Origin of the sequence: Actinoallomurus sp. NPDC050550 (assembly GCF_040655075.1) — a bacterium.
Lineage (GTDB): Bacteria > Actinomycetota > Actinomycetes > Streptosporangiales > Streptosporangiaceae > Actinoallomurus.
Window position 1 is genome coordinate 1 of record NZ_JBFAJC010000005.1, and the last position, 25,641, is coordinate 25,641.

The following is a 25,641-nucleotide window of genomic DNA, read 5'->3' on the forward strand; positions in this document are numbered from 1 at the left end:
TCGACGCCGGCCCGGTTGTACCAGCTGCGGTCGAACAACACGACCTCGCCGGCCGCCGGCAGGTGTTCGACGTAGCGCTGGAAGTACCACTGCGTGCGCTGCCGCTCGGTCGGGGCGGGCAGTGCCACGATCCTGACGACACGCGGGTTCAGATACTCGATGACGCGCTTGATCGTGCTGCCCTTGCCGGCCGCATCACGCCCCTCGAAGACCACGACCAGGCGGGCCCCGGTCGTACGGACCCATTCCTGCAACTTCACGAGTTCGCCCTGAAGCCGGTAGAGCTCCTGTTCGTAAGCCCGGCGGGGAAGCCGTTTCATCTCACCGCCCTTGCCCATGCACGATCCTCCTTTCTTAGCTGACCGCTCCCCTACGGGCTACCGCCTGCAGAGTGATCGGACACCCGCCGAAAGCGAGAAAAGTGCATCTTCCTCCTGGGTGATGCAAAGTCGGTGCGGCACGGAGACCGTAGAGGCAGATCCCGCAGCGAAACGCCGGCTCACAGCACCGAATCGGGTTTCCGAGCGGGACACGACCTGCAGGCCGGCCTGCGAGGTCAGCCGGCGAGCACGGTGTCGAGCCGGTCGAAGGTGCGCTGGTGGAACAGGAACATCGCACCCTCGTGGCAGTGCTCCCCTGCGCCTTCGTCCTCACGGAAGGCGATCAGCTCCTTCTGGCAGGTCAGCTCGTCGAACAGACGCTGCGGCTGCCCCTTGAAGAACTGGTCGTTCTCGGCTTCGAGTACGAGTGTCGGGCAGGTGATGCGGTCGGCGATACCCGCCATGTTGTACGCCTCGGTCGCCTTGACCATCTCGTCGAAGCTGGACACGCCGAAGGTCCACAGGCCGTTGCGCACCACCCACCGCACCATGGTGTTCTGCGCCATCAACGCCTCCAGACCGCCGGGCATCGAAGCGGCACGGCCGGCGGTTGCGGCGATGACCGCGTGGAAGTCGTAGACGCCGTCGTACAGCACGCACGCGGCGATGCGGTGCTCGAAGGCGGCCGCCCTCGCGGCTAGGTAGCCGCCGAGGCTCATGCCGATCAGTACGAGTCGCTCGGCGTCCACCTCGGGCATGGTGAGCGCGAAATCGACGACCGGGGTGACCACGGCCTCCCAGTCCGGCCGGAAGTGCAGGCCCTGCTCGCGGACGTTGCTGCCCTGGCCGGGGCCGTCGAACGCGATGACGTTGTAGCCGCGCCGCAGCGCGCCCGCGGCCATCGCCAGATAGTCCTCCTCGAGGGTGGAGTCGTACCCGCCGTGGAAGAGCACGGTCGGGCGCGGGGTGCCCGAATCATCGACGAGGAACAGGTAGCCGGGCAGCGTGGTGTCCTCGTAGGGGATGCGCAGGGCGCGGGCCGGGGTGTCGAGCAGGGCGGCCGCGTCGGCGAACGTCTGCTGGGAGGCCTTGGCGAGCCGCGCCGACTCGGCGTCGGCGGCGGGATTCTCGCGGCGGTAGAAGTCGGCGGTCCGGTAGTAGTTGGACGCGCGCAGCAGCGCCTCGCGGGCGCTGACCCGGTGACCGGCGGCCAGCGCGTCCCGGCCGATGCGCTCGATGCGCGCCGCCGTCGCGGCCCACTGTGCGGACCAGGCCTCCTCGTCTCCCTCCGGGATCCGCCGGCAGGTGACCAGGACCTCGCCGAGGTCGGCGCCGCTGTAGGCGGCGTAGCCCGCGGCGCGCAGCGCCTCGAAGGAGAAGGACTCGTCGTCGTAGAGGAATTTCATCGTCGGCTCCCTTCCACGAGTGGAACGGAACGGCACCGTTCCATCTCTTGAAGGCTAACATATGGAACGCGACCGTTCCGTTCGTTATGCTCAGGGGCATGGCAGTGCAGCAGAAGGAGGGCCGGTCGGCGACCGGCGGGGCGGTCCTACGGCAGCGGGTGACCGAGGCGATCACCGAGGCAGCCTTCGCCGAACTCGCCGAGGCCGGGTATGCGCGGATGTCGATGGAGTCGGTGGCCCGGCGTGCCGGCGTGGGCAAGGCCGCGCTCTACCGGCGCTGGCCCTCGAAGCAGGCGATGGTCACCGAGTTGATCCGTGGCAAGGTCACCGACGCGCTCCCGCCCACTCCGGCCACGGGCGCCCTGCACACCGACCTGCGCGAGCTGCTCGCCACCTTCCGCAGCCAACTGGCCAATCCGCTACTTGCCCGGATCGCGCCCGGACTGCTCGCCGAGGCCGTTCACGACGACGCTCTGGCGGAGGAGCTCGACACCGGAGTGACCGCACCGCGGCGGGCGGCGGCACGCGCGATACTGCAGGGCGCGATTGACCGCGGCGAACTCCCGCCCGGGCTGGATCTGGAACTCGGCACCGACCTGCTGATCGCACCGCTCGCATTCCGCATACTGGTCATACAGGGCAGCAGTGACGATGAGTATCTGGAAGCGCTGACCAACGCGATCGAGGCGGCGTTGAGAGCGGCCATCCGCTGACCGACGGACGAACTACGGCGCTGACAGGTACTTCCGCGCCAGCCGTAGTACGAGTGCTTGGTCGAGCCGCCAGAACGGCCTGTCTTGGCGGATTTCATGCAGTAGGGACAGCGCGTGGTCACGGTCAAGGGCGGCGACGCCTTCGATCGCCTTGAGTCGGTCGAACAGGCCGAGGTTTCCACGCGCGATCCGCTCGAGCAGTGCCATGCCCAGCTCGTCTCCGCCGGCGGCGAGCCAGCGTGCCGCCGAAATGTTCCGGATGAGGCCGAACGAAGGGTCTTCGGCGTATGCGGTGAGCAGGGCCGTTGCGCGCGGGTCTCCGAACCTGGCGAGCTGGCATGCGGCGATCAAGCGCTGCGTGGGTCTGAGATTCGTGTCGTTGGAGATCTTGTAGAGCAGGTCAGCCGCCCGGGGGTCGTCCAGGCTGGGTGCGAGTCCCGCCGGGAGCCGATCGTTGTGTTCAGGCGATGCAATGAGGCCGCGACGGTAGTCCGGGGAGTTCACGATCGGCGTGAGATGGGCCAGTTGAATCGTGATCCAGGCGGAGGAGTGTTCCAAGGGCTCTGTGTCCTGCTCATTTGGCACGACGGGCTGGAGCAGGTCTGTGGCGAGTTTGGTCAGCCAGGCGCGATCTCGGCGGGAAGGCCGCTCGTCGAGCCGCTCGTGCACTAAAGCGACGGCCCTCTGCGGATCCACCTCCACCAGCCGTCGTACCGCCTGTTCGGCGTTGGCTCGTAGAACGCGATCGCTTTCTCGGAGCGCTTCAACGACTGCTGTCTCCAGCAGGCTGGCGCCTGGGCCGAGGTTGACCGTCACCAGCGCGAATGCCGCCTCCGCCCGGTCCCAGGCGAGGCTGCTCTCATCCCGGGCCTGTGCTTCGAGTAGCTCGGCGGCGAGCAGCGGATCCAGCGGCAGCAACGACCGCGCGGCGGCCACCCGCATCGAGCCGGAGGCCGGCCTGTCGCGGGCGATGGCCGCGAGGCGTTGTGCACCTTGCAGAGGGTCGAGCTGTGCCAGCAGGCGTGCGGCATCGACCCGCCGCTCGCGTAGGCGGACGTTCTCTGCCATCGCACACAGCAGCCGTGTACCGCGGGCGATGTCGAGGGCCGCGACCCCGCGGGCGGCCGCGAAGGGGTCGATGTGGGACGGGATGGCAGCGAGGCCTTCCAGTGCTGCCAGACCTTGGTCCCGGTCGAGGTCGGCGAGGATCCGCGCTGCCTGGACCCGCGTGTCGACGCTGGACTGCGAGTCGATGAGGTGTTCGACGACCTCGCGCATCTTCGCGACGACCGAGGGCGGCAGGCCGGTGCCGAGCCGTCGCTGTGCGGCCAGAAACCGGCACCCTTCGAGGCGGCCGGACGTGACGAGCTCGAGAGCCGCCTGCTCCAAGTCGGCCGGCAAAGTCTCGTCGGCCTGACCCCAGGTTCCTGGGTCGAGGACGAACCCGAGCAGTGAGGGGTCCTGTCGCGGAGCCGACCAGTGGACGTATCGCCTGTGGCGTCGAAGGGCGAAGATCTCCCGAATGGTCCGCATGCGATCGAGGTGATGGCGCGCGATGAGGTAGTCGGCCAGGGTCTGGTGCAGGAGCTCGAAGTCCCCCCGGCGAATGTCGAGCAGGCCGCTGCGCCGCAGCGCGGAGTCCAGCACGCTGCGCCAGTCCTCAGCCGGCACGCTCGCCGGGCAGGCGGCCAGCGCGTGAGTGGCCACGATCTCCAGGGCGGGTGCGGTGTCACCGGCCCTGCGCCGTACCGCAAGAGCGGTAATGAGTTCGGGAAGCCGGTCCAAGGTGCGGTCGGCCCGGGTGGTGGCGTCGTCGCCGTAGCGGCGCAGCGCCCGGTGGGTCTGCGCCCGTACGCCGGACTCACCGTCGCTGTTGAGACGTCTGTGCAGCTGCAGCGTGAAACGGTAGTAGATCTCGCCACGGGTTCTCGGCAGCTCCGCGTCCGGCAACAGCGCGTGCAACTGGCACATGATCGAAGCCATCAGCGGTGTGGCGGCCAACTCGGTCAGCCGCATCCGGCTGAGCAGCGCAACGAACCGATCGGCCATCAGCTCGGGTCCGGGTAGCTCAAGCGCCCGATACCACGTGACGGCGAGAACATGGATGTCATCGGGAGTGAACGGCTGGATCTCCCAGCGAACCGGGCGCCACCGGACATAGGCGAGCAGCGAGTCGAGTTCCAGACCGCTCAGCGGCCGCGTCGTGAGGATGATGCGATAGCCCGGGGCGGTGTTCTCGCGAGCCAGGGCCGCAAGTTTCTCGACCACTTCGCGGCGTGCCGTCACACCGACGATTTCGTCGAGGCCGTCCACCAGGAGAAGCCAGCGCGCGCCGGCAGCAGGCGCGACGGCGAAGAACTCTGGTGACCATATGATTCGCGGTTCATGGCCGGACAGATCTCGCCGTACGGCGTTGGCGATCAGTTCGGCAACCGACCCCGGGCCCAGCAGGTCGGCGGCCAGAATCCGCACCGGCACCTCCCCCGCAGGCCGCCGCGTCAACGTGAGCACACACTGCCGCAACAGGCTGGACTTGCCCATACCGGGACCGCCGACGACCAGGCAGTCTTCGTCCATGTCCACGACGTCCTGGGCCGGCATCCTTCCGCCGGCCTGATCCTGGCCACTGGACGCGGCCCGCGCATCCGGTTCGGCCAGGTGGGGACGCAGGTACACCTGCGACAGCGGCGGCGGGAAGGCGTTCTCCACCACCGCCGGATAGGGATGAGCACTGGCATCATTCGCCACGGCGGTGAGGTAACGGCGTAGGAGCGTATCCCTACGACCGGGATCACGAGGCACATCCCTGGCCTCATCGAGCAGCGTCCGCCATCGGCCCTCATCGACTCGGGGATCACCCGCCCAGCGGCCCAGCACGGTCACCAACGCCAGCAGCGAATCCGGGTCGTCCGGGACGGTGGCCCTCCCAGGCGTGTCGGCGATCCACTCGCTGAGCCGCTGCCCCCTGAAGGCCGCACCGCCGGGTTCTCTTCGCACCGCCCGTTCGATCTCGCGCTGACCGTGGTTGAGACGCTGCCTCGCCCGGGCGGCTGTAGCCCTTCCATAAAGCGCACGCAGCTCGTCGTAGAACCGGCGTCTAGGGTCGTCGGCGATAACGACCTCCCGCCCCCACATGACCCATGCCCGCACCCGGGCACCCCCGGGCAAGGCTCTCAACAGCAGATTAAACGGAATCTCCCGAGTGTGCCCGCGATCGGTGGCACATGACGCCGACCGCTCCGCATGGTGGTGTCACACGATCCACCGCGAAGGAGTACCGATGAGAAAGACCCGCAACAGCACCAGCCGCCAGCTCGCCCGCGTCACGATCGTCAACCTTGTCCGTGGCATGGCCACGGCGGCCGGTACGGCGGCAACCGCCTTGGTCATCAACTGGCTGCACGGCCACTGAGAAGACCTGAAACACGCCGAGATACGACGACCCATCAGGCCAGGCGAGCGCCTCGCCCAGAAAGCAGAACCTGGAATCGTCGAGGTAGCCCCGGGACGCGAAGAACCTTCACCGGCCCGGGGCCACCACCACCGGCACGGATCGCTCTTTGCGGCATGAGCAGGTGTCCCAGGGCCTGCTCGGTATCCGTGCTGATGAGCGCCGTCGCCGCAGACGGTGATCGTATGCGGAAGCTCATCGCCTCGGCCGAGGCCGGCGGCTTCGAGTTCGATGATTGATGCGAGCGCGACTCTTGGTGCGCGCGGCCATGGACCGCCAAGGAGACCGTCAGTCTCCCGTGTGATGAGGCGCATGTGCGGGCCGCAGGGGTGAGGTGAGGCGCTCAGCGCAGTTCGACCTCGACGCCGTGTTCGGCGAAGATCTGCAGGAGAGAGTCGAGAGTGACCGCCGGCGCGTGCCGATACCGGTCGTAGCCGGCGACGAGGTGTTCACCGGCCACCGCCGAGTCGTGCCAGACCAGTCGGAACGGCGCCCGAGCACCCCACCTCCCGCCAAGGCAGTCATCGAGGGCGTCAAGGTTCCAACCGAAGTAGCCACCCGGACCGTTGATCGCCTCCCCGATGGCGCAGTAGAAGCCCTCGAGGTCGGTGACGAAGCGGCCATCGAGGTGGAACACGGTCCCCGCCGGCCGGTCTGGCGGGGCATCGGAGCGACGATGAGCCAGTGCCACGCCGGCCCACTCGTGCCGCAGCGTCCGGTCATAGCGGGCCCACAGGTTGGGTTCGGTGGGTCGACCGGCGAACCACAGGTCCAGAATGCCGCGCGTCCCCGCCGGGAACGGTTCACGTGCGTCACCGGCGATGGTGACGTCCAAGAGGCCGGCGCCGAGCGCGGACGACACACTCGACACGAGCGTCCCGGACACAAAGCCATTGACCAGCCGAACCACCGAACCGTCGGCGGCGACGGCTCCCACCTCCGCGGACACCCGCCGGCGGCGCAGGCCGGCCTTCGTCGACTGTTCTACTGCGGCGATCGCGGCCAGCAGCGACGGCTCGGCCCGGCAGCCGACCAGGACGACGTGCGGCACCGGCGGCTCGGCCGGCTCCCGGAAGACGCCGGTGACGTCGACGCAGACACCGGCCCGTGTGTCGTCCGGACCGCTCAGCACGAATCCGGTGACGTCATCAGGACGATCGACGCCATCCGTGCGGTCGTACACACCGACCAGGCCCTCCAACTCGATGTCGACACGCCCCGGCGAGGTCTGTGACGGCCGGTGGTCCAGCACGGTCACATCGAGCAGTTCCTCACCGATCCAGCCGCGCCGCGCCGCCGGGTCATCGGGCATCGCCGACACCCAAAGGTTGCCCAGCCACGCTCGCTCGGCGCCGGCGGTCCCGGTGCTCACGACGTCGAGGATCGAGGCGAGCGCGCCGTCCGGCACACAGCCGAGGAGGGTGAAGCGTTCCCGCGGCCGGGGCGGCAGATCGATGAACAGCCCGTCGATGTCGGCGCACAACGCCAAGGCGTCCTCGTCGGGGTACTGCGGCGTACCGGTGTGTCCGACGAGCAGCCAACGCGGCGAAACCCGCCGATTCCACGTCCACCGCCGCTGCCACGGCTCGTCGGCCCGGCCCGAGCGGTCGGTCGTCACCTCCCAACCGTATCGGCGATCAAGAACTCGCCCCGCGCACCACTCAGTTCGTCACGGTGGTGCGATCGGCCGGTACTTCGCCGACTACGACCTGCTGCTCACCCCGGCTCTGCGTGACACAAGCTGAAAGGGCAGGAACCACTTGTTCCACGGCGCCGGTCGCCCAAGCCTGAGTTCGCCGAGGCCGGCTTCGCCGTGCTGGTCCACGACCACCGCACCTTCGGCGCCAGCGACGGCACCCCACGCCAGGACATCGACCCCTGGCGGCAGATCGAGGACTGGCGGCGCGCCATCACCTATCTGGAAGCCCGCCCCGAAGTCGACGCCGACCGGATCGGCCTGTGGGGCTCCAGCTATGCCGGAGGACACGCCCTCGTGCTCGGCGCCACCGACCGCCGCCTCAAGGCCGTCGTCGCCCAGGTGCCCACCATCAGCGGCTTCGAGCAGTCCAAGCGCCGCGTCGGCCCCGAACACGTCGCCGCCCTGGAAGCCGCCCTCGACGCCGACGAGCGTGCCCAGTTGACCGGCGCGGCGCCGCTCACCCAGGCCCTGGTCAGCGCCGACCCGGCCGTCGCCGCCGCCTACCGGGCTCCGGACGCCGTCAGCTACTACCTCCAGGAGCTCCCCGATGGAACCCGCTGGGACAACACCGTCACCGTCGGCTCCACCCGCAAGGCACGCATGTACGAGCCGGGCACGTTCATCGAGCGCGTCTCCCCCACCCCGCTGTTGATGATCACCGGCCGGCAGGACACCGTCACGCTGACCGACACGGCACTCGCCGCTTACAACCGGGCGCTGCAGCCGAAACAGCTGCTGATGGTCCCTGGTGGGCACTTTGCCCCGTACACCACCGAGTTCGCGCGAGCCTCAGGCGCGGCCACCGACTTCTTCCGCGGCCATCTGGCACCGGCGGCGGACCGACGGGCGGAGGTGGCAGATCGTTGAGCCTGACCAGCATGCGGATGGCAGAAATGCCTACTTTCGCTAGAATACCGCCATGACCATCCATCGAGTGGCCGTGCTGGCGCTGGACGGGATGGCCCCGCTCGACCTGGCCATCCCTTTGCAGATCTTCGGTCCGCACGCGGAGACCCCCTACGAGGTCTCCGTGTGCGGACCGACCAGTTCTGTCTCCAACACCAGCGGCTTCGCGCTGGCCGTCACCGGCGGACTGGACGTCCTGCGCGCAGCCGACACGCTGATCGTGCCGGGGTTCGGCCCGGGGTTCCTGCCGCGGCCGGGGCCGGTGCCGCCGTCGGTGCTCGACGCGCTGGCCATGGCCCGCGACCGGGGCCGGCGGGTGGTTTCCATCTGTACCGGCGCATTCGCGCTGGCCGCGGCCGGCGTGCTCGACGGGCTGCACGCCACCACACACTGGCAGTACACAGACGAACTCGTACGGGAATACCCCGCCGTGCACGTGGATCGTGACGTGCTCTACGTAGACGAGGGCAACATCCTCACCTCCGCCGGGGTGTGCTGCGGCATCGACCTGTGCCTGCACATCCTGCGCCGCGACCTGGGCGCCGTTGTGGCCGACCAGATCGCCCGGCGCATGGTCGCCGCTCCCCACCGCGAGGGCGGCCAGGCCCAGTTCGTACCCGCACCCGTCACGGTCACCGGCGACACGGCGCTGGCCGACACCCGAGCCTGGGCCCTGGAACGTCTCGGGCAGCCGCTCACCGTGACCCAACTCGCCCGCCACGCCGGCATGTCCGAACGTTCGTTCATGCGCCGGTTCGTCGAGGAGACGGGCACGACGCCGCTGCAGTGGCTGGTGGGCGCCCGGCTCGGCCTGCATGGACAATAACCCCAGAGTACTCATGACACCTTTTCCCGTGCCGTCCTCCCGCCTGCGCCGCGTCGCCGTCCTGGTGCTCGAGGGTGCGAAGCCGCTTGATGTCGGCATCCCCGCGCAGGTGTTCACGACCCGGGTGAGCATGCCGTACGAGGTGCGGGTGTGCGGCGCGGCACCCGGGCTTGTGACCGGCGGCGATGGCCTGGCCTACCACGTCGCCCACGGTCTCGACGCGCTTGTGTGGGCCGACATCGTCTTCGTCCCCGGCTATCGGTTCCCGGACCGCGACGACCCGCCACAGGCCGTCGTCGATGCGCTGATCTCCGCACACGACCGAGGTGCACGGCTCGCCGCCATCTCGACGGGTGCCTTCGCGCTCGCCGCCACGGGCCTGCTCGACGGCAAGCGCGCCACGACGCACTGGCACTACACGCGGGCGCTCGCACAGAAGCATCCGCTCGTCCGGGTCGACGAGAACGTCCTGTTCGTCGACGAGGGCAGCGTGCTGACGTCGGCCGGCGCCGCCTCGGGCATCGACCTGTGCCTGCACGTCCTGCGCGGCGATCTCGGCGTGGCCGTGTCGAACCACGCGGCCCGGCGCCTGGTCGCGGCCCCCTACCGCAGCGGCGGCCAGGCGCAGTACGTGCCGCGCAGCGTGCCCGAGCCGCTCGGTGAACGGTTCGCCGCCACCCGCGAATGGGCCCTGCACCGGCTCGACGAAGCCCTCAGCCTCGAATCCCTCGCCCAGCACGCGGCGGTCTCACCGCGTACGTTCTCGCGGCGCTTCGTCGAGGACACCGGGTACACGCCGATGCAGTGGGTCATGCGTGCCCGCATCGACCTGGCCCGTGAGCTGCTCGAGCGTTCAAAGCGCAGCGTCGAGCAGATCGCGAACGACGTCGGTCTCGGCACCGGCGCGAATCTGCGGCGGCATTTCCAGCGCATCCTCGGCACCACCCCCAGCGAGTACCGGCGTACCTTCACACGCGGCGAGTAGCCCGGCGTCTGGCGCGATCCTTTCGAACCATGGCGCTCACGCCACGGCCATGGCCGGATCCCGCACACGAGACTGGTGACGAACCGAAGGGACACCGCACATGACTCGCATCGCCATCAACGGATTCGGCCGCATCGGACGCAACGTGCTGCGCGCCCTGCTGGAACGCGACAGCAAGCTCGAGATCGTCGCCATCAACGACCTCACCGAACCCGTCACCCTCGCCCGGCTCCTCGCCTTCGACACCACCGCCGGACGGCTCGGCCGTCCGGTGACCGTCGACGGGGACGCCCTTGTCGTCGACGGCCGACGCATCACGGTACTCGCCGAGCGGGAGCCGGCGCGGCTGCCGTGGGCCGAGCTCGGCGTCGACGTCGTGCTGGAGGCGACAGGCCGCTTCACGTCGGCCAAGGCCGCCCGCGCTCACCTGGACGCGGGAGCGAACAAGGTCCTCGTCAGTGCGCCGTCGGACGGCGCCGACGTCACGCTCGCGTACGGGGTCAACACGGAGAAGTACGACCCGATCATGCATACGATCGTCTCGAACGCCTCGTGCACGACGAACGCGCTGGCGCCGCTGGCCGCGGTGCTCGACGAACTCGCCGGCATCGAGCACGGCTTCATGACCACGGTGCACGCCTACACGCAGGAGCAGAACCTGCAGGACGGTCCGCACCGCGACGCCCGTCGCGCCCGTGCCGCCGCTGTCAACATCGTGCCGACCACGACGGGCGCCGCCAAGGCGATCGGCCTCGTGCTGCCCGACCTCGAGGGCAAGCTGTCGGGCGACTCGATCCGCGTGCCGGTGCCGGTCGGCTCGATCGTCGAACTCAACACCACCGTCGCCCGCGACGTGACGCGCGACGACGTGCTGGCCGCGTACCGCGCCGCCGCGCAGGGCCCGCTCGCCGGCGTCCTCGAGTACTCCGACGACCCGCTCGTGTCGTCCGACATCGTCGGCAACCCCGCCTCGTCGATCTTCGACTCGGCCCTCACCCGTGTCGACGGCCGCCACGTCAAGGTGGTCGCCTGGTACGACAACGAGTGGGGCTTCTCCAACCGCGTGATCGACACGCTGGAGCTCCTCGCCACACGCTGACCGGTCCCCGAGCCGCCCTCGGAAACCGCTCCCAGCGCGGGTCGAGGGCCGCTCCCCGCTCAGGAATACCGCGGCCTCGTGCCGCCTGCGGACGGTGGCCCGCTTTTCTTTCGCTTTTGCCGACCGGTCCGCCGCGAGAACGCGGCGGACCCTCCGTGTCGCGTGGCGGGCCAGGCGGTCAGCCGTTGTAGGGAGCGGTGACGTCCAGGACCCAGGTCACGCCGAAGCGGTCGGTGAGCATGCCGTACAGCGGCGCCCACGGTGCGGCTTCCAGGGGTCGTACCACCGTCGAGCCTTCCGACAGCTTCTGCCACAGGGCGCTGATCTCGTCGGCGTCGTCGCCGCGTACGGACACGAAGAACGGGTCGTCTCCCTGGCTCCAGGCCAGTTGGGAGGGCACGTCGTACGCCATGATGTGGAAGCCGTTGTCCGCGACGACCTCGCCCCACATCACCCGGTCCGCCTCGCTCTCGTTCTGCACGTTGCCGGCGTCCCTGTAGGTGACGGCGACGGTCCGCCCGCCGAACACCGACTGGTAGAAGTCCAGTGCCTCACGCGCGGCGCCCCGGAAGTTCAGGTGGGTGGTGGTGATGACAGCCATGAGCTGCTCCTTGCCTTCAGTCCGTTCGGGTGTGCACCGCCGCCGGGAGATCCGGACGCGGCGCAGCCACCGTGACCTGGAGCGACGCTCCCTCGGTGGCTTGGGACCCACCATCACAGAGGTAGCGGACAGGATGTGTCCTGTATTTTCGGCAGAATGGCGGGTGTGCAGAAAACGTCTTCGCGGCTGCTCTCGCTGCTCTCGCTGCTCCAGATGCGCCGTGACTGGTCCGGCGACGACCTCGCCGAACGCCTCGACGTCACCCCGCGCACGGTGCGCCGCGACGTCGACCGGCTGCGGGAACTCGGGTACCCGATCCTGACCTTCAAAGGACCCGCCGGCGGTTACCGTCTGGATGCGGGCTCCCATCTGCCTCCACTGCTGTTCGACGACGGCCAGGCCGTCGCTCTGGCCCTCGCCCTGCAGACCGCCGCCACCAGCACCACGATCGGCGAGGACGCGAAACGTGCGCTGGCCACCGTCCGCCAGGTCATGCCTCCACGCCTGCGCCACCGGATCGACCTGCTGCGCGCCACTGCCGTGCGACCGCCCGAGAACGACAGCGCCGCGCCGGTCGACTCCCAGACCCTCGTGGAGCTGGGCAACGTCATCCACACCCGTGCGGAGCTCCGCTTCGACTACGGGCCCGACCGCGCCGCCGCCGCCGAGCACCCCCGCCGTACGCAACCCCACCACCTGGTCACGTGCCGCGGCCACTGGTACCTCCTGGCCTGGGACCTGGACCGCGAGGACTGGCGGGTCTTCCGCGTCGACCGGATCCGCCCCCGCACCCCCACCGGCCCTCGCTTCACCCCGCGCGATATCCCCGGCGGTGACGTCGCCGCCTTCATCACCAGCCGATTCCGCGGCAACGACGGCACCCACACCGACTGGCCGTGCCAGGGCGAAGTCATCCTCGACCTCCCCGCCACCGCCGTCGCCCCCTTCGCCCAGGACGGCACCGTCGAAGCACTCGGCCCCGGCCGATGCCGCCTCACCCTCGGCTCCTGGTCATGGACCGGACTGGCCGCCGCCCTCGGCCGTTTCGACACCGACATCGAAGTCATCGGCCCACGCGAACTCAGCGACGCATTCGCGCAGCTCGCCACCCGCTACGCCAACGCCACCCGCAATACCGGCTCGCCCTGACCTCGGGTGTGACCGGGCCCGGTTCCTCAAAGCCCAGGCGTCCGAGGTGACACATTATTCGGCACCCACAGGCCGGGTGATCGGACACCGCAGAATCGGAAGGATTGCGAAATACAAAGCGCCGAAACGGTGGTGAGCGCGGCCCAACACCACCTCCTTTACCACCGAAAGAGCGACAGAGCCGAAAACCGCGCAGTCCCGCCTGCGAACATCCGCCCGATGACGTATCATCCGCCGTTACGGCGGGCACTCTGGCGATTACGCGCCAATTTGCGACGACAAGATCGCCGAGTGTAGCGTTGCCGAATTCGGTCGCGCGGCCCGGTGATCAATGTGGATTTCTGACCCCGCACGAAGTATCGGGCGCCCACCGCGTTGTTGTTCGGCTCCCCCACTCGCCGACACTCGTCAGGAGCGCACATGACCTCGCCCGATTACAATCCGGCACCATCACCAGACGGTTCAAAGACCGGCGGGCTCCCTATGCTGTACGGCCCGGAGTTCGCCGCCGACCCTGAAAGCGTGTATCGCAGGCTCCGCGCGTACGGCCCCATCGCCCCGGTCGAACTGGACCCGGGCGTGCCCGGAATGCTCGTCACGGACTACGACGTCGCGCTTGAAATCATGCGCGACCAGGTGAGATTTCCCCGCGACGCCCGCCGCTGGCAAGAGGGGATTCCACACGAATGCCCGATTCTGCCGATCATGGCGTACCGGCCGACGTGCAACCTGACCGACGACCCCCTCCGATCGCGGCTGCGGAAGGCCGTGACCGACACCTTGGACCGTGTCGACCCGAAGGCGCTGCGCACCTTCGTCGAGCGCAGCGCGGACAGGCTCATCGGCCGGATGGCACCCCAGGGTGAGGCGGACCTCCGCACCGATTACTCCCTTATTCTGCCGCTGCTGGTGTTCAACGAACTGTTCGGTTGCCCGGCCGAGCTCGGCGACCGGATGGTCGATGCCATTCAGGAGGTCCTCAAGTGGGAGAACTCCGAAGAGGCGAACATGACGCTCGCCCTGTGCGTCCTGGAACTCATGGCGCTCAAGCGCGAGAACCCCGGCCAGGACATGACGACGTGGCTGATGGACCACCCGGCCGAGCTCACGGATGAGGAGGTCGCGCACCAGATCGTGATGCTCGTCGGCGCGGGAAGCGAACTCGTGCAGAACCTGATCATCAACACGACGCGCTTGTTGCTGTCCGACGAGCGGTTCGCAAGTGATCTGTCCCGCGGGGATCTGCTCGTCGAGGACGCCCTTGAGGAGGTCCTGTGGACGGACCCGCCGCTCGCCAACTTCGGAGCCACCTACCCGGTCAGGTCGTTCGACTTCCACGGCGTGCGGCTGCCGGCCGACCAGCCGGTCATCATCAGCTTCGCGGCGGCCAACAACGACCCGTCGACCCGGGCCGAGGATCGGGTGGGCAACCGCGCCCACCTGGCGTGGGGCATCGGTCCGCATGTCTGCCCGGCTCAGGGGCAGGCACGCATCATCGCGACGGTCGCCATCGAGAAGCTCCTCGATGGGCTGCCGGACATGGAGTTGGCCGTCCCCGCCGAGGAGCTCACGTGGCGACCCGGTTGGATCCAGCGCGCCCTGTCCTCGCTGCCCGTACGCTTCTCGGCCCCTCTCGAACCCGCGCAGGCTCGGCCGGGAGCGCCGTACCCGGTGACCGGACCGGGCGGCCATAACGCCCCGGGGACTCCGACCGCCCCCTTCGCCACCGCGACAGCACCGGCACCCCAGGCGCCGACGCCCCATGCGCCGGCCCGCTGGTGGCGCCGCCTGGCGAACTGGTGGACCGGTAACGCAGACTGACGGCGATCCCAGAGCTCATGGATCAGCTGTGGCCGGCTCCACTGGGCGTTCTCCTCATCGGTTTCTCCCGCCTACGCCGCTTGCGAACCATTCGTGTCAACCGCCATCCGATCAGGACGAGCACGATCAGGAACAGGATGACGAGCGCTGGGATCAGGAGCGCGACGAGGCTCATCACCAGTGACATCGCGTCTTCCGCCGCGCTCACGAAGGGCGTTCCGACGCCGACCGTGCCGACGTTGATGACGGGACGCACGCCGGCCTTGGTGACGTGCACGCACAGCGCGACGACGATGCCCAGCGCCCAGCCCACCCAGGGATGATCGGTCATCCACCCGGAGTGGTCGATCCGCGCGGCCGCGTTCGAGGCGGCGAAGACGGCACCGCCGGCCGCAGGCCGTACGAATGTCTGTATCGCGTCGTTGACATGGTCGACGACGGCGACCTTGTCGAGAACGACTTCCGCGGCGAGCAAGACCGCCACGGCGGTGAGCGCCCATCCGTTGCCCATCCACGCGAACTGGTGCGGCAGTGCGATCACGTCGGTGAAGCGGGCGAGCAGGCCGACCACCAGGATCGGGATATAGGCGTTCAGACCGGCTGATGCGGACAGGCCGAGCCCGGTCAAGGTCGCGAACATGCCAGGTAAGACGTCATCGAGGGGGAGGAAGGTTCCGCGGACACACCCGGCGGTGCACGTCGTACGAGCCGCACTGCGCCATGAAGTCACGGAACGCACCGCCGAACCGCTTCCCGAATGAATGCCTCGGGACGGTCGAGCGCGCGGAACCACTGAGGCCCGCCGGCGCCCAGTGAGCCGGTCGGCGACGGTTCCCGACGAGCGCCCCCGTGTCAGAACCGCCGGAGCGCGGGGCTCACGCTGCCGCGTGCGGTGGCGGAGGGTCGCCGGCCCATGCGGCGTGCAAGAGGCCGGTCAGACCTTCCGCGGTGACGTCGATCGGGTTGGCGTACGGGTCGGCGAGCACCTCGTCGACGATCCGGGGGATGTCCGTCTCCGCCATTCCCAGCCGACGGAGTGACCGCGGGGCCCCGAGCTCACCGGCGAGTTCCCAGAAGCGGCGTGCCGGGTCGGCGGTGCCTCCGAGCGCGCGGCGCAGTGCGGCCACGGCCTGTGGTGCGCCGGGCTGGTTGTAGGCGAGAGCGTGTGGGAGGACGACCGTGTGAGTGGCGGCGTGGGGCAGGTCAAGCGTTCCGCCGAGGCTGTGGCACAGCTTGTGATGGAGCGACATCGTCGTGGCGCCGAGGCAGGCGCCGCTCAGCCAGGCTCCGTACTGGGCCTGCTCCCGGGCTTCGAGGTCGCCGTTGTCGCGTACGAGGGCGGGCAGAGCGTTGGTGAGGGCTCGGACGCCTTCCTCGGCCATCAGCGAGATGATCGGGCTGGTGTCGGGCGCGTAGAGGGCCTCCACGGCATGCGCGGCGGCGTTGATCCCGCTGGTCACCGAGAGATCGGTGGGCAGGGTGAGGGTAAGTCCCGGGTCGTAGAGCACGCTGACCGGCAGGACGCGCGGGTCCCGGCCGGTGCGTTTGCGTCCGCCCTCGGTCAGCCCCCAGATGGGCGTCATCTCCGAACCGGCGTAGGTGGTGGGGACGGCGAGGACCGGCAGTCCATGGGCCAGGGCGACGGCTTTGCCCAGACCGATCGCCGAGCCGCCGCCGACGGCGACGCAGCAGTCGGCCCCGAGGGCGAGTGCTCGGTCCCGGGCGAGGTCGGCGACCTCCAGTGGAACGTGCATGCGCGCCTCGGCCAGGACACCCGCCGAACGGCTTCCGAGCGCGTCGGCGATCATCCGGCCAGTGGACTCCTGCTCGGGGCCGCAGAGGACCAGCGCCCGCTCGTATCCCAGGCGCTCGATCTCCTGGGGCAGCGACTTCACGGCTCCGACGCCGAAGACCACCCGCATCGGCAGGGCCTGGTAGGTGAACGGCCGGATCACGGCTGGACCTGCTCGCCTCGTTCGTCGTCCGCGAGTGATCCGTCGGCTGGGACTCGTCTGCCGTCCGCGGGCTCCTCGGGACGAAGCACCACGTCGAAGTGGACGGTACGGAACGGGTTGGGCAGGCCGGCCTCGGCCGCGCGGGCGGGGTCGTCGACGGTGGGAAAGTCTCGTACGAGGCTGTCCTTGACGCCGAAGACCGCGTCCGAGTCGATGTAGGGCGTGTCCGCGACGAACAGGTGGGTGACCAGCGGCCGGAAACCGGTGGCCCGGACGTCGAAGTGCACATGCGCGGGCCGGTTCGGGTGCCGCCCGGTCGCCTCGAGAAGCCGGCCGACCGGTCCGTCGATCGGGATCGGGTAGTACCGGGGCACGATCGACCGGAACCAGAACCGCCCCTCATCGTCGGTGGTGAACAGCCCGCGCAGGTTGCGCTCGGGTTGCAACTCCGGCTGCTGCACGTCGTAGAAGCCGTCCGCGTTGGCCTGCCACACGTCCACGGCGGCGCCGGCGACCGGGGCGCCGTCCGTTCCCCTGACCGTGCCGGTGATTAGACACGGCTCGCCCTTCCCGTCCAGGGCGATGTCGGCGCCGGGCTCACGTGGTGGCGACTCGACCACGTGGAAGGGCCCCTCCACGGTCGACTCCGTGGCCTCGCCCGCCCGGTTGTTCACGGTCTCCACCAGCATGGACACCCCGAGGATGTCGGAGAGCAGGATGAACTCCTGCCGGACCGGCGTACAGGTCGCGCCCACCTCGGTGAGGAAGTCGATCGCCGCCGTCCACTCCTCGATCGTGGGCTCGACGTCCTTGACGAACGCGTGCAGGTGCCGCACGAGCGAGGTCATGATGTCGCGCAGGCGCGGATCCGGGGTGTCGGCGAAGGTCGCGGCCACGACCTCGGCGGAGAGTTCCTCGCTGAAGCGTGCCGCGGATGCGGTCTTGGCGGGGGTGTCCGCTGTCATGGGATGGGCCCTTACGTGAGGTACGGAGGGGGGCGACTCCAGACGGAGAATGTGAACCATTATCGACGCGGACGCCGTGGACGGCGGAACCGCGTACGGCCGCCGTCCCGGCGCGTCTTTGCGGGAGCCGGCGCAGGTCGGGCTCGGGACGCCCGCACGAGCCCGCATCCAGAGCACCTGCGGCGATGCCACCTCTCGCCGCCGGCGGTGCCCGGGGTCAGAGCCTGCGGCCGAACAGGTCCAGCAGAGCGGTCCAGTGACGTTCCGCCGCCTCCGCGCTGTACATGGCGGTGTCGGCCTGGGTGAAGCCGTGACGCGCGCCGGCGTAGACCTCGCCGCGGTGGCGGACGCCCGCCGCGGTGAGGGTCGTGTCCAGGCGGTCGATCTGCTCGGCGGGGTTCGTGGCGTCCTGGTCGGCGTGGCCGAAGTACAGCTCGGCGGTGATGCGGTCGGCCACCAGGTGGGGGCTGTCCGGGGCGTCGCTCGCGAGGTACGCGCCGTGGAAGCCGGCCGCGGCGGCGACCCGGTCGGGGTGAGTACCCGCGGTGCGCAGGGCGAGGCCGGCGCCCATGCAGTAACCGGTGACGCCCGCGGGGCCGCCGGTGGTCAGCGGAGATGCGACCAGCCAGTCGAGGTAGGCGGTGGCGTCCCGCATGGCACCTTCGGGGGTCAGTGTCCGTGCGGCCGGCTGCAGGCTCCGGATGATCTCCGGGCGCTCGGCCGGGTTGATGAACTCGGGCAGTTCCACCACCGGCGCCCGGCCGTGGCGATAGAAGACGTTGGGCACCAGAACGACGTATCCGGCCGTCGCGAGGCGGTCCGCCATGGCCTTCAGGTGCGGGCGGAGACCGAAGGCGTCCATGTAGAGCAGGACGGCGGGATGCGGAGCGCGGGTATCCGGGTGCGACAGGTAGGCGTCGGCGATTCCGTCGCGGGTCGGGATGTCGACAGATGCTCCGTGCACGGCAGTGGTCATGGCGGCGCTCAGTCCCGGGAGAGGTTCGCGGCGGCGCCCGCGGGTCGCCGCACCAGGCCAACGAGCGCGCTGCCGATCATGCCGCCGCCGATGAGTCCAAGAGTTCGAGTGGTCACGGTGTTCCGCCCTCAGTCGTGAAACTAAGATTCCTATGTGAAACTGAGTGTCAAGATAGCCATCGCGTATCAATTCTGCAAGTGGAGATCTCGTTGAGGCTACGATCGCAGGGTGAGCGCAGCAGGGCGTACGAACACCAGGGACATCGCACGGGCCGCCGTACGGGCTGAACTGGGCCAGGTGGCCTTCGAGCTGTTCCGCCGCGAGGGCTTCGAGAAGGTGACCATCGACGACCTTGCCAAGGCCGCCGGGGTGTCCCGAAGCACCTTCCTGCGTTACTTCGGCACCAAGGAGGACGCGGTCCTCAGCACCTTCGACGCCAAGGGCGAGCGGGTCGCCGACGCCTTGCGCGCCCGCCCGGGCGGGGAGGACGACTGGACGGCGCTGCGGCGCGCCCTGGACACGGCCATCGAGCCCTACCACCAGGACCCGGACGACTCCCTGGCCATGACCCGCCTGGTCCGGGACACCCCGGCGCTGTGCGCACGGCAACTGGAAAAGCAGCACGGCTGGCGCCCGGCCCTCGCTCGGGCCCTCGCCGAACGCGGCGGCTCCACCGAGCGCCCGGCACTCGGCGACTGGGTTCGCGCGGCCGCCGCCCTGGACTGCCTCAACGCCGCCGTCGAACACTGGACCGACTCCGACGGCCGACTCGACCTCGTCACCCTCCTCGACGACGCCTTCGCCGCACTCGCACCACGCTGACCTCGTCACCGACCGGACCCGTGGCAGATCTCGACCGGAAGAACCGCCGCCCGCGTGCCGGCCGGTGGCGCTGAGCCCCACGCCCGGCCAACGAACTTGAGCGATCAGTCAGGCTCGGAGCCGGGAACGACGCTCGGCGGCTCTGGCCGCGCGTGGGAGATACCCGCGAGCTTGGCCGGATTCATCACCCACATGATCTGATCGATGCCCTGAGCCGAAGCACTGACCGAAAGCAGCACGATGACCGTCTCACCGCGCGAGACCAGCACGCCCGGCCGCCCGTTCGCCTCGACCCACGCGGTCGTCGTACCAGGCCAGAACCTTGCTGCCCACCCCGCGATGAACTTCGCGACGCGGATACGGCCGACCATGGGTATCCGCGCGGCCTCACGGACGACTCCCCCTCCGTCGGAGTAGCTGACGACGTCGGCGGCGAAGAGCTCTTCCAGAGTGGTGAGGTTGCCCGTCTGGGCTGCGGCCAGGAAGGCCTCCAGCAGGCGCCGGTGCTCGGCCCGGCTCACCGGCGTGCGGCGCTCGGCGGCGAGATGCTTGCGCGCGCGGCTCACCAACTGGCGTGTGTTGGCCTCACTCAGCTGAAGGATCTCCGCGATCTGACCGTAGGGGTAATCGAACGACTCTCGCAGGACGTACGCCGCGCGCTCGGTGGGCGAGAGCTTCTCCAGCAAGAACAGGACCGCCAGCTCCAGCGCCTCACCCCGCTCGGCTCCGACCTGCGGATCGGCGCTGGTGTCCACGGGCTCGGGAAGCCACGGTCCGGCATACGTCTCCCGCCGCTTCCGCGCGGATTGGCCGACGTTGATGGCGAGCCGGGTCGTGATCGTCGCGAGGAACGCCTCCGGTTCCTTGACGGCCGCGTGGTCGGTGGTCTGCCACCGCACCCAGGCCTCCTGCACGACGTCCTCGGCCTCGGCCGAACTACCGAGCATCCGATACGCGATCCCGAACAGACGCGGCCGCAGACCGACGAAGACCGAAGCAGCCTCATCGAGCCCACCCGCCGCCCCGAGGTCCCGCGGCTGCATGACCGCGATCACCTCCCAGCTCCGCGGCTCCACCGTTCGTTCAGCGTATAAAAGCCGCTGATCGCACGGTCCGGCGGCCGTCGGTGCGGGTCCTTCGTCCGGCTTCCCGCGCCACGGTAAGAGGCGGGGCCGCCGCCGGGTGATGCCGGAATCGAGCAGGCGATTCTCGCTTTCAATCCGTGGCTTCTGGGGACGGGTCCCAGGCGCTGGTAGGGCCTTCGGGCGTGGTGGCCAGGCGGAAGGTCTTGATGGCCAGGTGCAGCAGGAGGCGGTCTGCTCCGGAGTCCAGGTCGAGGCCGGTCAGTGCCTTGATCCTGGACAGCCGGTAGTACAGGGTCTGCCGGTGCACCGACAGGGCCTCGGCGGTGCGCTGGGCATGACCGGCGTGGTCCAGGTAGGTCTCGGCAGTGCGCAGCAGGTCGGCGCGTGCGGGTTCCAGGAGCGGGAGCAGGGCCGGGTCGGCGGGCGGCGCCGTGGGTGTCGCCATCGGGGGCGCGGCGATCAGCCGGTAGGCGCCTAGTTCGTCCCAGCAGGCCACAGGTCCCAGCCGGGGCTCGGCGCGCGCCGCCCGTACGGCCAGCCGGGCCTCCCGCCATGAGTGAGGCACATCGAGCAGGTCCGTCCTGGCGCCGCCCACGCCCGCGAGCATCCGTTGGGGGCGATCGAGCAGTCCGGCGGCGATCGCCTCGGCGGGAGCGGTGCCGGCGGGGTCCGGCAGCGGCACGAGAAGCGCCAGGCCACCTGTACTCCGATGGGTCAGCACGCCGTGCGGGAGCCGGGCGGGGGCGAATCGCGGGGCGGGGCTCATCCAGACGACGGTGACGGACGCGGACGCCGATGCCGGATGCTGCAGCGCGCTCAGGGTTCGGGCGGCCTCGGCGCGGTCGGCGGCCGAGTTCGACAGCAGTTGCGCGAATGCCCGCGGCGCGGCCTCTCCCTGCCACGTGTCAGCGGCCAGCAGCCGTCCGGCCCGGGTCGCCAGGGTCATCACCCGGGTCATGCGGGGATCGGCGGGGTCGATGGTGCCGTCGTCCAGCAGCCACAGGTAGCCGTAGACGGCGCCCTCGTACCGGGCGGGCACGCACAGCCGTGCGCGGATCCCCGCCGCGGGGTCGGCGGGGGTACGGGTCGGACCGGTCGCGCGGGCGATCCCAAAGCCCTCGAACCAGGCGCGTACCTCCGGGGAGGAGCGCCGGCGCAGGATCGAGCGGGTGCGTACCGGATCGAGGTCGTCGTCGTGGGAGCTGAAGGCGATGAGCGTGAACTCCCGGTCCTCCAGGGTCACCGGTGCTTGGAGGAGCGCCGACACCTCGTCCACCAGGCTCTGGTAGTCACTCATTTCATACAAATGTACAAGGCAAGACCGCCAGGGTCGTGACCGCTGTCGATGGCGGCCGCACCGCCCGGCTCGTACCTTCGAGGACATCGAAGATCCCCTGCTTGACCTGGGAGATTGCCAGTGCTCGGTCCCGTCTTGCTCGCCGTCTCGCGCAGTGACCGGATACACCGGCTCGTCAGCCGGACCCCCGTGACCCGGCCCGTCGTCGACCGCTTCATCGCCGGGGACACGCTGCCCGAGGCGCTGAAGGCCGTGGAGGCGCTCACCGCCCACGGCATCGAGGTCACCCTCGACCACCTGGGCGAGGACATCACCGACGCCGACCAGGCCCGCCGCAACCGCGACGCCTACCTCACGCTGCTGGAGGCGCTCGGCCCCAAGGGACTGGGCGGGCGCGCCGAGGTCTCGGTGAAGCTGTCGGCGTTCGGCCAGAGCCTGCCCGGCGGCCACGACCTCGCCCTGGCGGGCGCCCGCCGGGTCTGCGAGGCCGCCGCGGCGATCGGCACCACCGTCACGCTCGACATGGAGGACCACACCACCGTCGACTCCACCCTGGCGATCCTCGCCGAGCTGCGCCGCGACTTCCCGCAGACGGGCGCCGTCCTTCAGGCGTACCTGCTGCGCACCGAGGACGACGTACGGGCCCTGGCCGTCGAAGGGTCGCGGGTGCGCCTGGTCAAGGGCGCCTACAAGGAACCCGCCTCCGTGGCCTACCAGAGCAAACGGGACGTGGACCTGGCCTACGCGCGCTGCCTGCGGATCCTCATGGCCGGAGACGGCTACCCGATGATCGGCTCGCACGACCCCCGGATGATCGAGCTGGCCGTCCGGCTCGCCGAGAGTTACGGCCGCTCCCCCGGCGGCTACGAGTTCCAGATGCTCTACGGCATCCGCGACGCCGAGCAGCGCCGGCTGGCCGCCGAGGGACGGCGGATCCGCGCGTACGTTCCGTACGGCGCCGACTGGTACGGCTACTTCATGCGCCGCCTGGCCGAGCGGCCGGCGAACCTCGCCTTCTTCCTGCGCTCGTTCACCACCCGCCACTGACCCCGAGGAGGTTCCCATGGACGCCATCACCAGCGTGCCCACACCGGCCAACGAACCGGTGCACGACTACCGGCCCGGCAGCCCAGAGCGCGCCCGACTGGAGGCCGAGCTGGCCGCGCTGTCGGCCGGCGGCCCCGAGCTGACCTGCACGATCGACGGCCAGGAGCGGATGGGTGGCGGCGAGCGGATCCCGGTCGTCCAGCCGCACAGTCACCGGGAGGTGCTGGGCACCACCGCAAACGCCGACCACGCCGACGCGCGAGCCGCCCTGGACGCCGCCCGCCGGGCCGCCCCCGGCTGGCGGGCCCTCGGCTTCGACGACCGGGCGGCGATCCTGCTGCGCGCCGCCGACCTGCTGTCGGGGCCCTGGCGGGAGACGATCGCCGCCGCCACCATGCTGGGCCAGTCCAAGACCGCCCAGCAGGCCGAGATCGACGCTCCCTGCGAGCTGGCCGACTTCTGGCGGTTCAACGTTCGCTTCGCCCGCGAGATCCTGGCCGAGCAGCCCGTCTCGTCGCCCGGCGTATGGAACCGCGCCGACCACCGGCCCCTGGAGGGCTTCGTCTACGCGGTCACCCCGTTCAACTTCACCGCGATCGCCGCGAACCTGCCGACCGCGCCCGCGCTCATGGGCAACACGGTGATCTGGAAGCCGTCACCCACCCAGCAGTTCGCCGCGCACTTCACCATGCGGCTGCTGGAGGAGGCCGGGCTGCCGCCCGGCGTGATCAACATGGTCACCGGAGACGGCCGCGCCGTATCCGACGTCGTGCTGGCCGACCCCGACCTGGCTGGCGTGCACTTCACCGGCTCGACCGCGACCTTCCAGCACCTGTGGCGCACCGTCGGGGAACACCTCACCGGCTACCGCTCCTATCCGCGCCTGGTCGGCGAGACCGGCGGCAAGGACTTCATCGTCGCGCACTCCTCGGCGGACCCGGCGTCGCTGGTCACCGCGCTGATCCGCGGCGCGTTCGAGTACCAGGGGCAGAAGTGCTCGGCCGCCTCCCGCGCCTACGTGCCGCGCTCGTTGTGGGGGCGGATCAGGGACGAACTGGTCGCCGAGACCGAGGCGCTGACGATGGGGGACGTGCGCGACCTGCGCAACTTCGGCGGTGCGGTGATCGACGACAGGTCCTTCGGCCGGCTCCGGGACGTCCTGGAGCGCGCCGCCAAGGATCCGGCCATCGACGTCCTGGCGGGCGGCACCTGTGATGACCGTGAGGGCTACTTCGTCCGCCCGACCGTCCTGGTCTGCGACGAGCCGGGGCACGAGGTGTTCCGAAGCGAGTTCTTCGGCCCCATCCTGGCCGTCCACGTCTACGACGACGCCGACTACGAGCCGATGCTCGCCCAGATGGAGTCGGTCAGCCCGTACGCGCTGACCGGGGCGATCTTCGCCCGTGACCGGGCCGCCATCGCCCGCGCCACCGAGGTGCTGCGGTTCGCCGCCGGCAACTTCTACATCAACGACAAGCCCACCGGCGCGGTCGTCGGCCAGCAGCCCTTCGGCGGCGGACGCGCCTCGGGCACCAACGACAAGGCCGGCTCCGCCCAGAACCTCCTGCGCTGGACGTCCACCCGGACCATCAAGGAGACCTTCGTCCCGCCGACTGGCCACCACTACCCGCACATGGGCTGACCGCCCCATGAGCCACAGGTCCCGCACAAAGGCGTGCGGGACCTGTGATCATTTTGAAAACGAGCGTGCTGGCCTGGACAACCGGTCGCCGGGTGGGCGCATCCGCCTCCGTACGCGGCGTCAGCGGGTGAACAGCTCGAAGGACACGGCGGGACGGTCGCCGAACCGGACGGACGCGGCGTTCATCGTGGTCTCCAGGAACGACCGGGAGTACTGCTCGGGGTCCTGGTCGGTGAGCGCCTCGATGTAGGTGCGGTGGGCCAGCAGCGACCGGACGGCCCGCTCGTATCCGGCGCTCGCGTCGACGGCGTGCGTGGCCTGTGGCGAGCCGGCCACGGCCACGTACCGCACGCCGTTCCACGGTTCGAGGCCGTCCTCGGCGAGCTCGGGGAAGATCCAGCGGTTGCCGGCGTCGGCGACGGCGTCGAGGACGGCGCGGCCGACGGCCCGGTGGTCAGGCGTGTTCCAGGCGGTGCCGCCCCAGGTCTCGTGGTGGTTGAGGGTCAGCACGAGCTCGGGGCGGTGGAGCCGGATGGACGCGGCGAAGTCGCGGCGCAGCGCCGTGCCGTACTCGATGACGCCGTCGGAGTAGCGAAGGAACTCGACGGTGGACACGCCCACAGCGGCGGCACTGGCCCGCTGCTCCTGCTCGCGCAGGGGCCCGGCCTTGGCGGGCTCGATGCCGTCGATGCCCGCCTCGCCGCGGGTGGCGAGCACGTAGACGACGTCGCGACCCGCGTCGGTCCAGGTGGCGATGGCGGCCGACGCCCCGTATTCGAGGTCGTCAGGGTGGGCGACGATCGCCAGGGCGCGCTGCCAGTCGGTGGGCATCTCGGCCAGGTCCGCGGGCGCGCCGGCCATCTCGGTCTCCTTCGT

The 25,641-nt window shown here is 69.9% G+C and carries 22 protein-coding genes and 1 pseudogene; 11 read left to right on the plus strand and 12 right to left on the minus strand.

Annotated elements, in window-relative coordinates:
- Both AB0I04_RS08380 and AB0I04_RS08385 read right to left on the minus strand, forming a co-directional pair.
- Window positions 1-338, minus strand: a pseudogene (locus tag AB0I04_RS08380) (polyphosphate kinase 2); the annotation flags it as partial.
- A 218-nt stretch (window positions 339-556) separates the two neighbouring features.
- Window positions 557-1,726, minus strand: a complete 1,170-nt coding sequence (locus tag AB0I04_RS08385; protein WP_360881053.1) for an alpha/beta fold hydrolase — start codon at window positions 1,724-1,726, stop codon at window positions 557-559.
- 98 nt (window positions 1,727-1,824) lie between these two features.
- Here AB0I04_RS08385 and AB0I04_RS08390 point away from each other — a divergent pair, with 98 nt between their 5' ends.
- Window positions 1,825-2,439, plus strand: coding sequence for a TetR/AcrR family transcriptional regulator (locus AB0I04_RS08390; RefSeq protein ID WP_360881055.1), 615 nt, complete (start codon window positions 1,825-1,827; stop codon window positions 2,437-2,439).
- Window positions 2,440-2,451: 12 nt separating this feature from the next.
- On the opposite strand, the gene AB0I04_RS08395 is transcribed toward AB0I04_RS08390, so the two are convergent.
- Complete coding sequence (locus tag AB0I04_RS08395) at window positions 2,452-5,436, minus strand: NACHT domain-containing protein (protein ID WP_360881057.1); 2,985 nt, start codon at window positions 5,434-5,436, stop codon at window positions 2,452-2,454.
- A 283-nt stretch (window positions 5,437-5,719) separates the two neighbouring features.
- Between AB0I04_RS08395 and AB0I04_RS08400 the strand changes: the two genes are divergently transcribed.
- Window positions 5,720-5,851 (plus strand): hypothetical protein, encoded by a 132-nt coding sequence (locus AB0I04_RS08400; protein ID WP_360881059.1) that lies wholly within the window; start codon window positions 5,720-5,722, stop codon window positions 5,849-5,851.
- Window positions 5,852-6,233: 382 nt separating this feature from the next.
- Here the strand turns inward: AB0I04_RS08400 and AB0I04_RS08405 are convergent, their stop codons facing one another.
- Window positions 6,234-7,508, minus strand: coding sequence for a barstar family protein (locus tag AB0I04_RS08405; RefSeq protein ID WP_360881061.1), 1,275 nt, complete (start codon window positions 7,506-7,508; stop codon window positions 6,234-6,236).
- Window positions 7,509-7,631: 123 nt separating this feature from the next.
- Between AB0I04_RS08405 and AB0I04_RS08410 the strand changes: the two genes are divergently transcribed.
- The 4 genes from AB0I04_RS08410 to gap all read left to right on the plus strand — a co-directional run bounded on the left by AB0I04_RS08410 (window position 7,632) and on the right by gap (window position 11,405).
- Window positions 7,632-8,456, plus strand: a complete 825-nt coding sequence (locus AB0I04_RS08410) for an alpha/beta hydrolase (protein WP_360881752.1) — start codon at window positions 7,632-7,634, stop codon at window positions 8,454-8,456.
- A 52-nt stretch (window positions 8,457-8,508) separates the two neighbouring features.
- Window positions 8,509-9,321, plus strand: coding sequence for a DJ-1/PfpI family protein (locus tag AB0I04_RS08415; RefSeq protein WP_360881063.1), 813 nt, complete (start codon window positions 8,509-8,511; stop codon window positions 9,319-9,321).
- A gap of 13 nt (window positions 9,322-9,334) precedes the next feature.
- Window positions 9,335-10,306 (plus strand): helix-turn-helix domain-containing protein, encoded by a 972-nt coding sequence (locus AB0I04_RS08420; protein WP_360881065.1) that lies wholly within the window; start codon window positions 9,335-9,337, stop codon window positions 10,304-10,306.
- 100 nt (window positions 10,307-10,406) lie between these two features.
- Complete coding sequence (gene gap, locus AB0I04_RS08425) at window positions 10,407-11,405, plus strand: type I glyceraldehyde-3-phosphate dehydrogenase (RefSeq protein ID WP_360881067.1); 999 nt, start codon at window positions 10,407-10,409, stop codon at window positions 11,403-11,405.
- A 178-nt stretch (window positions 11,406-11,583) separates the two neighbouring features.
- Here gap and AB0I04_RS08430 read toward each other — a convergent pair whose 3' ends face one another.
- Window positions 11,584-12,006 carry a VOC family protein gene (locus tag AB0I04_RS08430; RefSeq protein ID WP_360881069.1) on the minus strand — a complete coding sequence of 141 codons (423 nt, stop codon included), beginning with the start codon at window positions 12,004-12,006 and terminating at the stop codon, window positions 11,584-11,586.
- Window positions 12,007-12,171: 165 nt separating this feature from the next.
- On the opposite strand from AB0I04_RS08430, the gene AB0I04_RS08435 reads away from it, so the two are divergent.
- Window positions 12,172-13,155 (plus strand): WYL domain-containing protein, encoded by a 984-nt coding sequence (locus AB0I04_RS08435; protein WP_360881071.1) that lies wholly within the window; start codon window positions 12,172-12,174, stop codon window positions 13,153-13,155.
- Window positions 13,156-13,575: 420 nt separating this feature from the next.
- On the plus strand, window positions 13,576-14,976 hold the full coding sequence (locus AB0I04_RS08440) for a cytochrome P450 (protein WP_360881073.1): 1,401 nt from the start codon (window positions 13,576-13,578) through the stop codon (window positions 14,974-14,976).
- Between the two features lie 22 nt (window positions 14,977-14,998).
- Here AB0I04_RS08440 and AB0I04_RS08445 read toward each other — a convergent pair whose 3' ends face one another.
- The 4 genes from AB0I04_RS08445 to AB0I04_RS08460 all read right to left on the minus strand — a co-directional run bounded on the left by AB0I04_RS08445 (window position 14,999) and on the right by AB0I04_RS08460 (window position 18,872).
- Window positions 14,999-15,706 (minus strand): DUF4126 domain-containing protein, encoded by a 708-nt coding sequence (locus AB0I04_RS08445; protein WP_360881075.1) that lies wholly within the window; start codon window positions 15,704-15,706, stop codon window positions 14,999-15,001.
- A 145-nt stretch (window positions 15,707-15,851) separates the two neighbouring features.
- Window positions 15,852-16,931 carry a maleylacetate reductase gene (locus AB0I04_RS08450; RefSeq protein WP_360881077.1) on the minus strand — a complete coding sequence of 360 codons (1,080 nt, stop codon included), beginning with the start codon at window positions 16,929-16,931 and terminating at the stop codon, window positions 15,852-15,854.
- Window positions 16,928-17,896 carry an intradiol ring-cleavage dioxygenase gene (locus tag AB0I04_RS08455; RefSeq protein ID WP_360881079.1) on the minus strand — a complete coding sequence of 323 codons (969 nt, stop codon included), beginning with the start codon at window positions 17,894-17,896 and terminating at the stop codon, window positions 16,928-16,930. The genes AB0I04_RS08450 and AB0I04_RS08455 overlap by 4 nt, the downstream gene beginning before the upstream one ends.
- A gap of 217 nt (window positions 17,897-18,113) precedes the next feature.
- Window positions 18,114-18,872 carry a dienelactone hydrolase family protein gene (locus AB0I04_RS08460; RefSeq protein ID WP_360881081.1) on the minus strand — a complete coding sequence of 253 codons (759 nt, stop codon included), beginning with the start codon at window positions 18,870-18,872 and terminating at the stop codon, window positions 18,114-18,116.
- A gap of 228 nt (window positions 18,873-19,100) precedes the next feature.
- Between AB0I04_RS08460 and AB0I04_RS08465 the strand changes: the two genes are divergently transcribed.
- Entirely contained in the window at window positions 19,101-19,694 is a 594-nt protein-coding gene (locus AB0I04_RS08465) for a TetR family transcriptional regulator (RefSeq protein ID WP_360881083.1), read from the plus strand.
- A 104-nt stretch (window positions 19,695-19,798) separates the two neighbouring features.
- Here the strand turns inward: AB0I04_RS08465 and AB0I04_RS08470 are convergent, their stop codons facing one another.
- Together AB0I04_RS08470 and AB0I04_RS08475 are read right to left on the minus strand one after the other, a co-directional pair.
- Window positions 19,799-20,770, minus strand: a complete 972-nt coding sequence (locus tag AB0I04_RS08470) for an RNA polymerase sigma-70 factor (protein ID WP_360881085.1) — start codon at window positions 20,768-20,770, stop codon at window positions 19,799-19,801.
- Between the two features lie 139 nt (window positions 20,771-20,909).
- The gene (locus AB0I04_RS08475) at window positions 20,910-22,076 is read right to left on the minus strand and encodes a helix-turn-helix domain-containing protein (RefSeq protein WP_360881087.1); all 1,167 of its coding nucleotides are present in this window, start codon (window positions 22,074-22,076) and stop codon (window positions 20,910-20,912) included.
- Between the two features lie 120 nt (window positions 22,077-22,196).
- Between AB0I04_RS08475 and AB0I04_RS08480 the strand changes: the two genes are divergently transcribed.
- Together AB0I04_RS08480 and pruA are read left to right on the plus strand one after the other, a co-directional pair.
- Window positions 22,197-23,123: a proline dehydrogenase family protein gene (locus tag AB0I04_RS08480; RefSeq protein ID WP_360881089.1), complete on the plus strand. Its 927-nt coding sequence runs from the start codon at window positions 22,197-22,199 to the stop codon at window positions 23,121-23,123.
- Window positions 23,124-23,139: 16 nt separating this feature from the next.
- Window positions 23,140-24,765: an L-glutamate gamma-semialdehyde dehydrogenase gene (gene pruA, locus AB0I04_RS08485; protein ID WP_360881091.1), complete on the plus strand. Its 1,626-nt coding sequence runs from the start codon at window positions 23,140-23,142 to the stop codon at window positions 24,763-24,765.
- 120 nt (window positions 24,766-24,885) lie between these two features.
- Here the strand turns inward: pruA and AB0I04_RS08490 are convergent, their stop codons facing one another.
- A complete protein-coding gene (locus tag AB0I04_RS08490; RefSeq protein WP_360881093.1) occupies window positions 24,886-25,626 on the minus strand; it encodes a PIG-L deacetylase family protein in 741 nt (246 codons plus the stop codon).
- Between the last annotated feature and the right edge of the window lie 15 nt (window positions 25,627-25,641).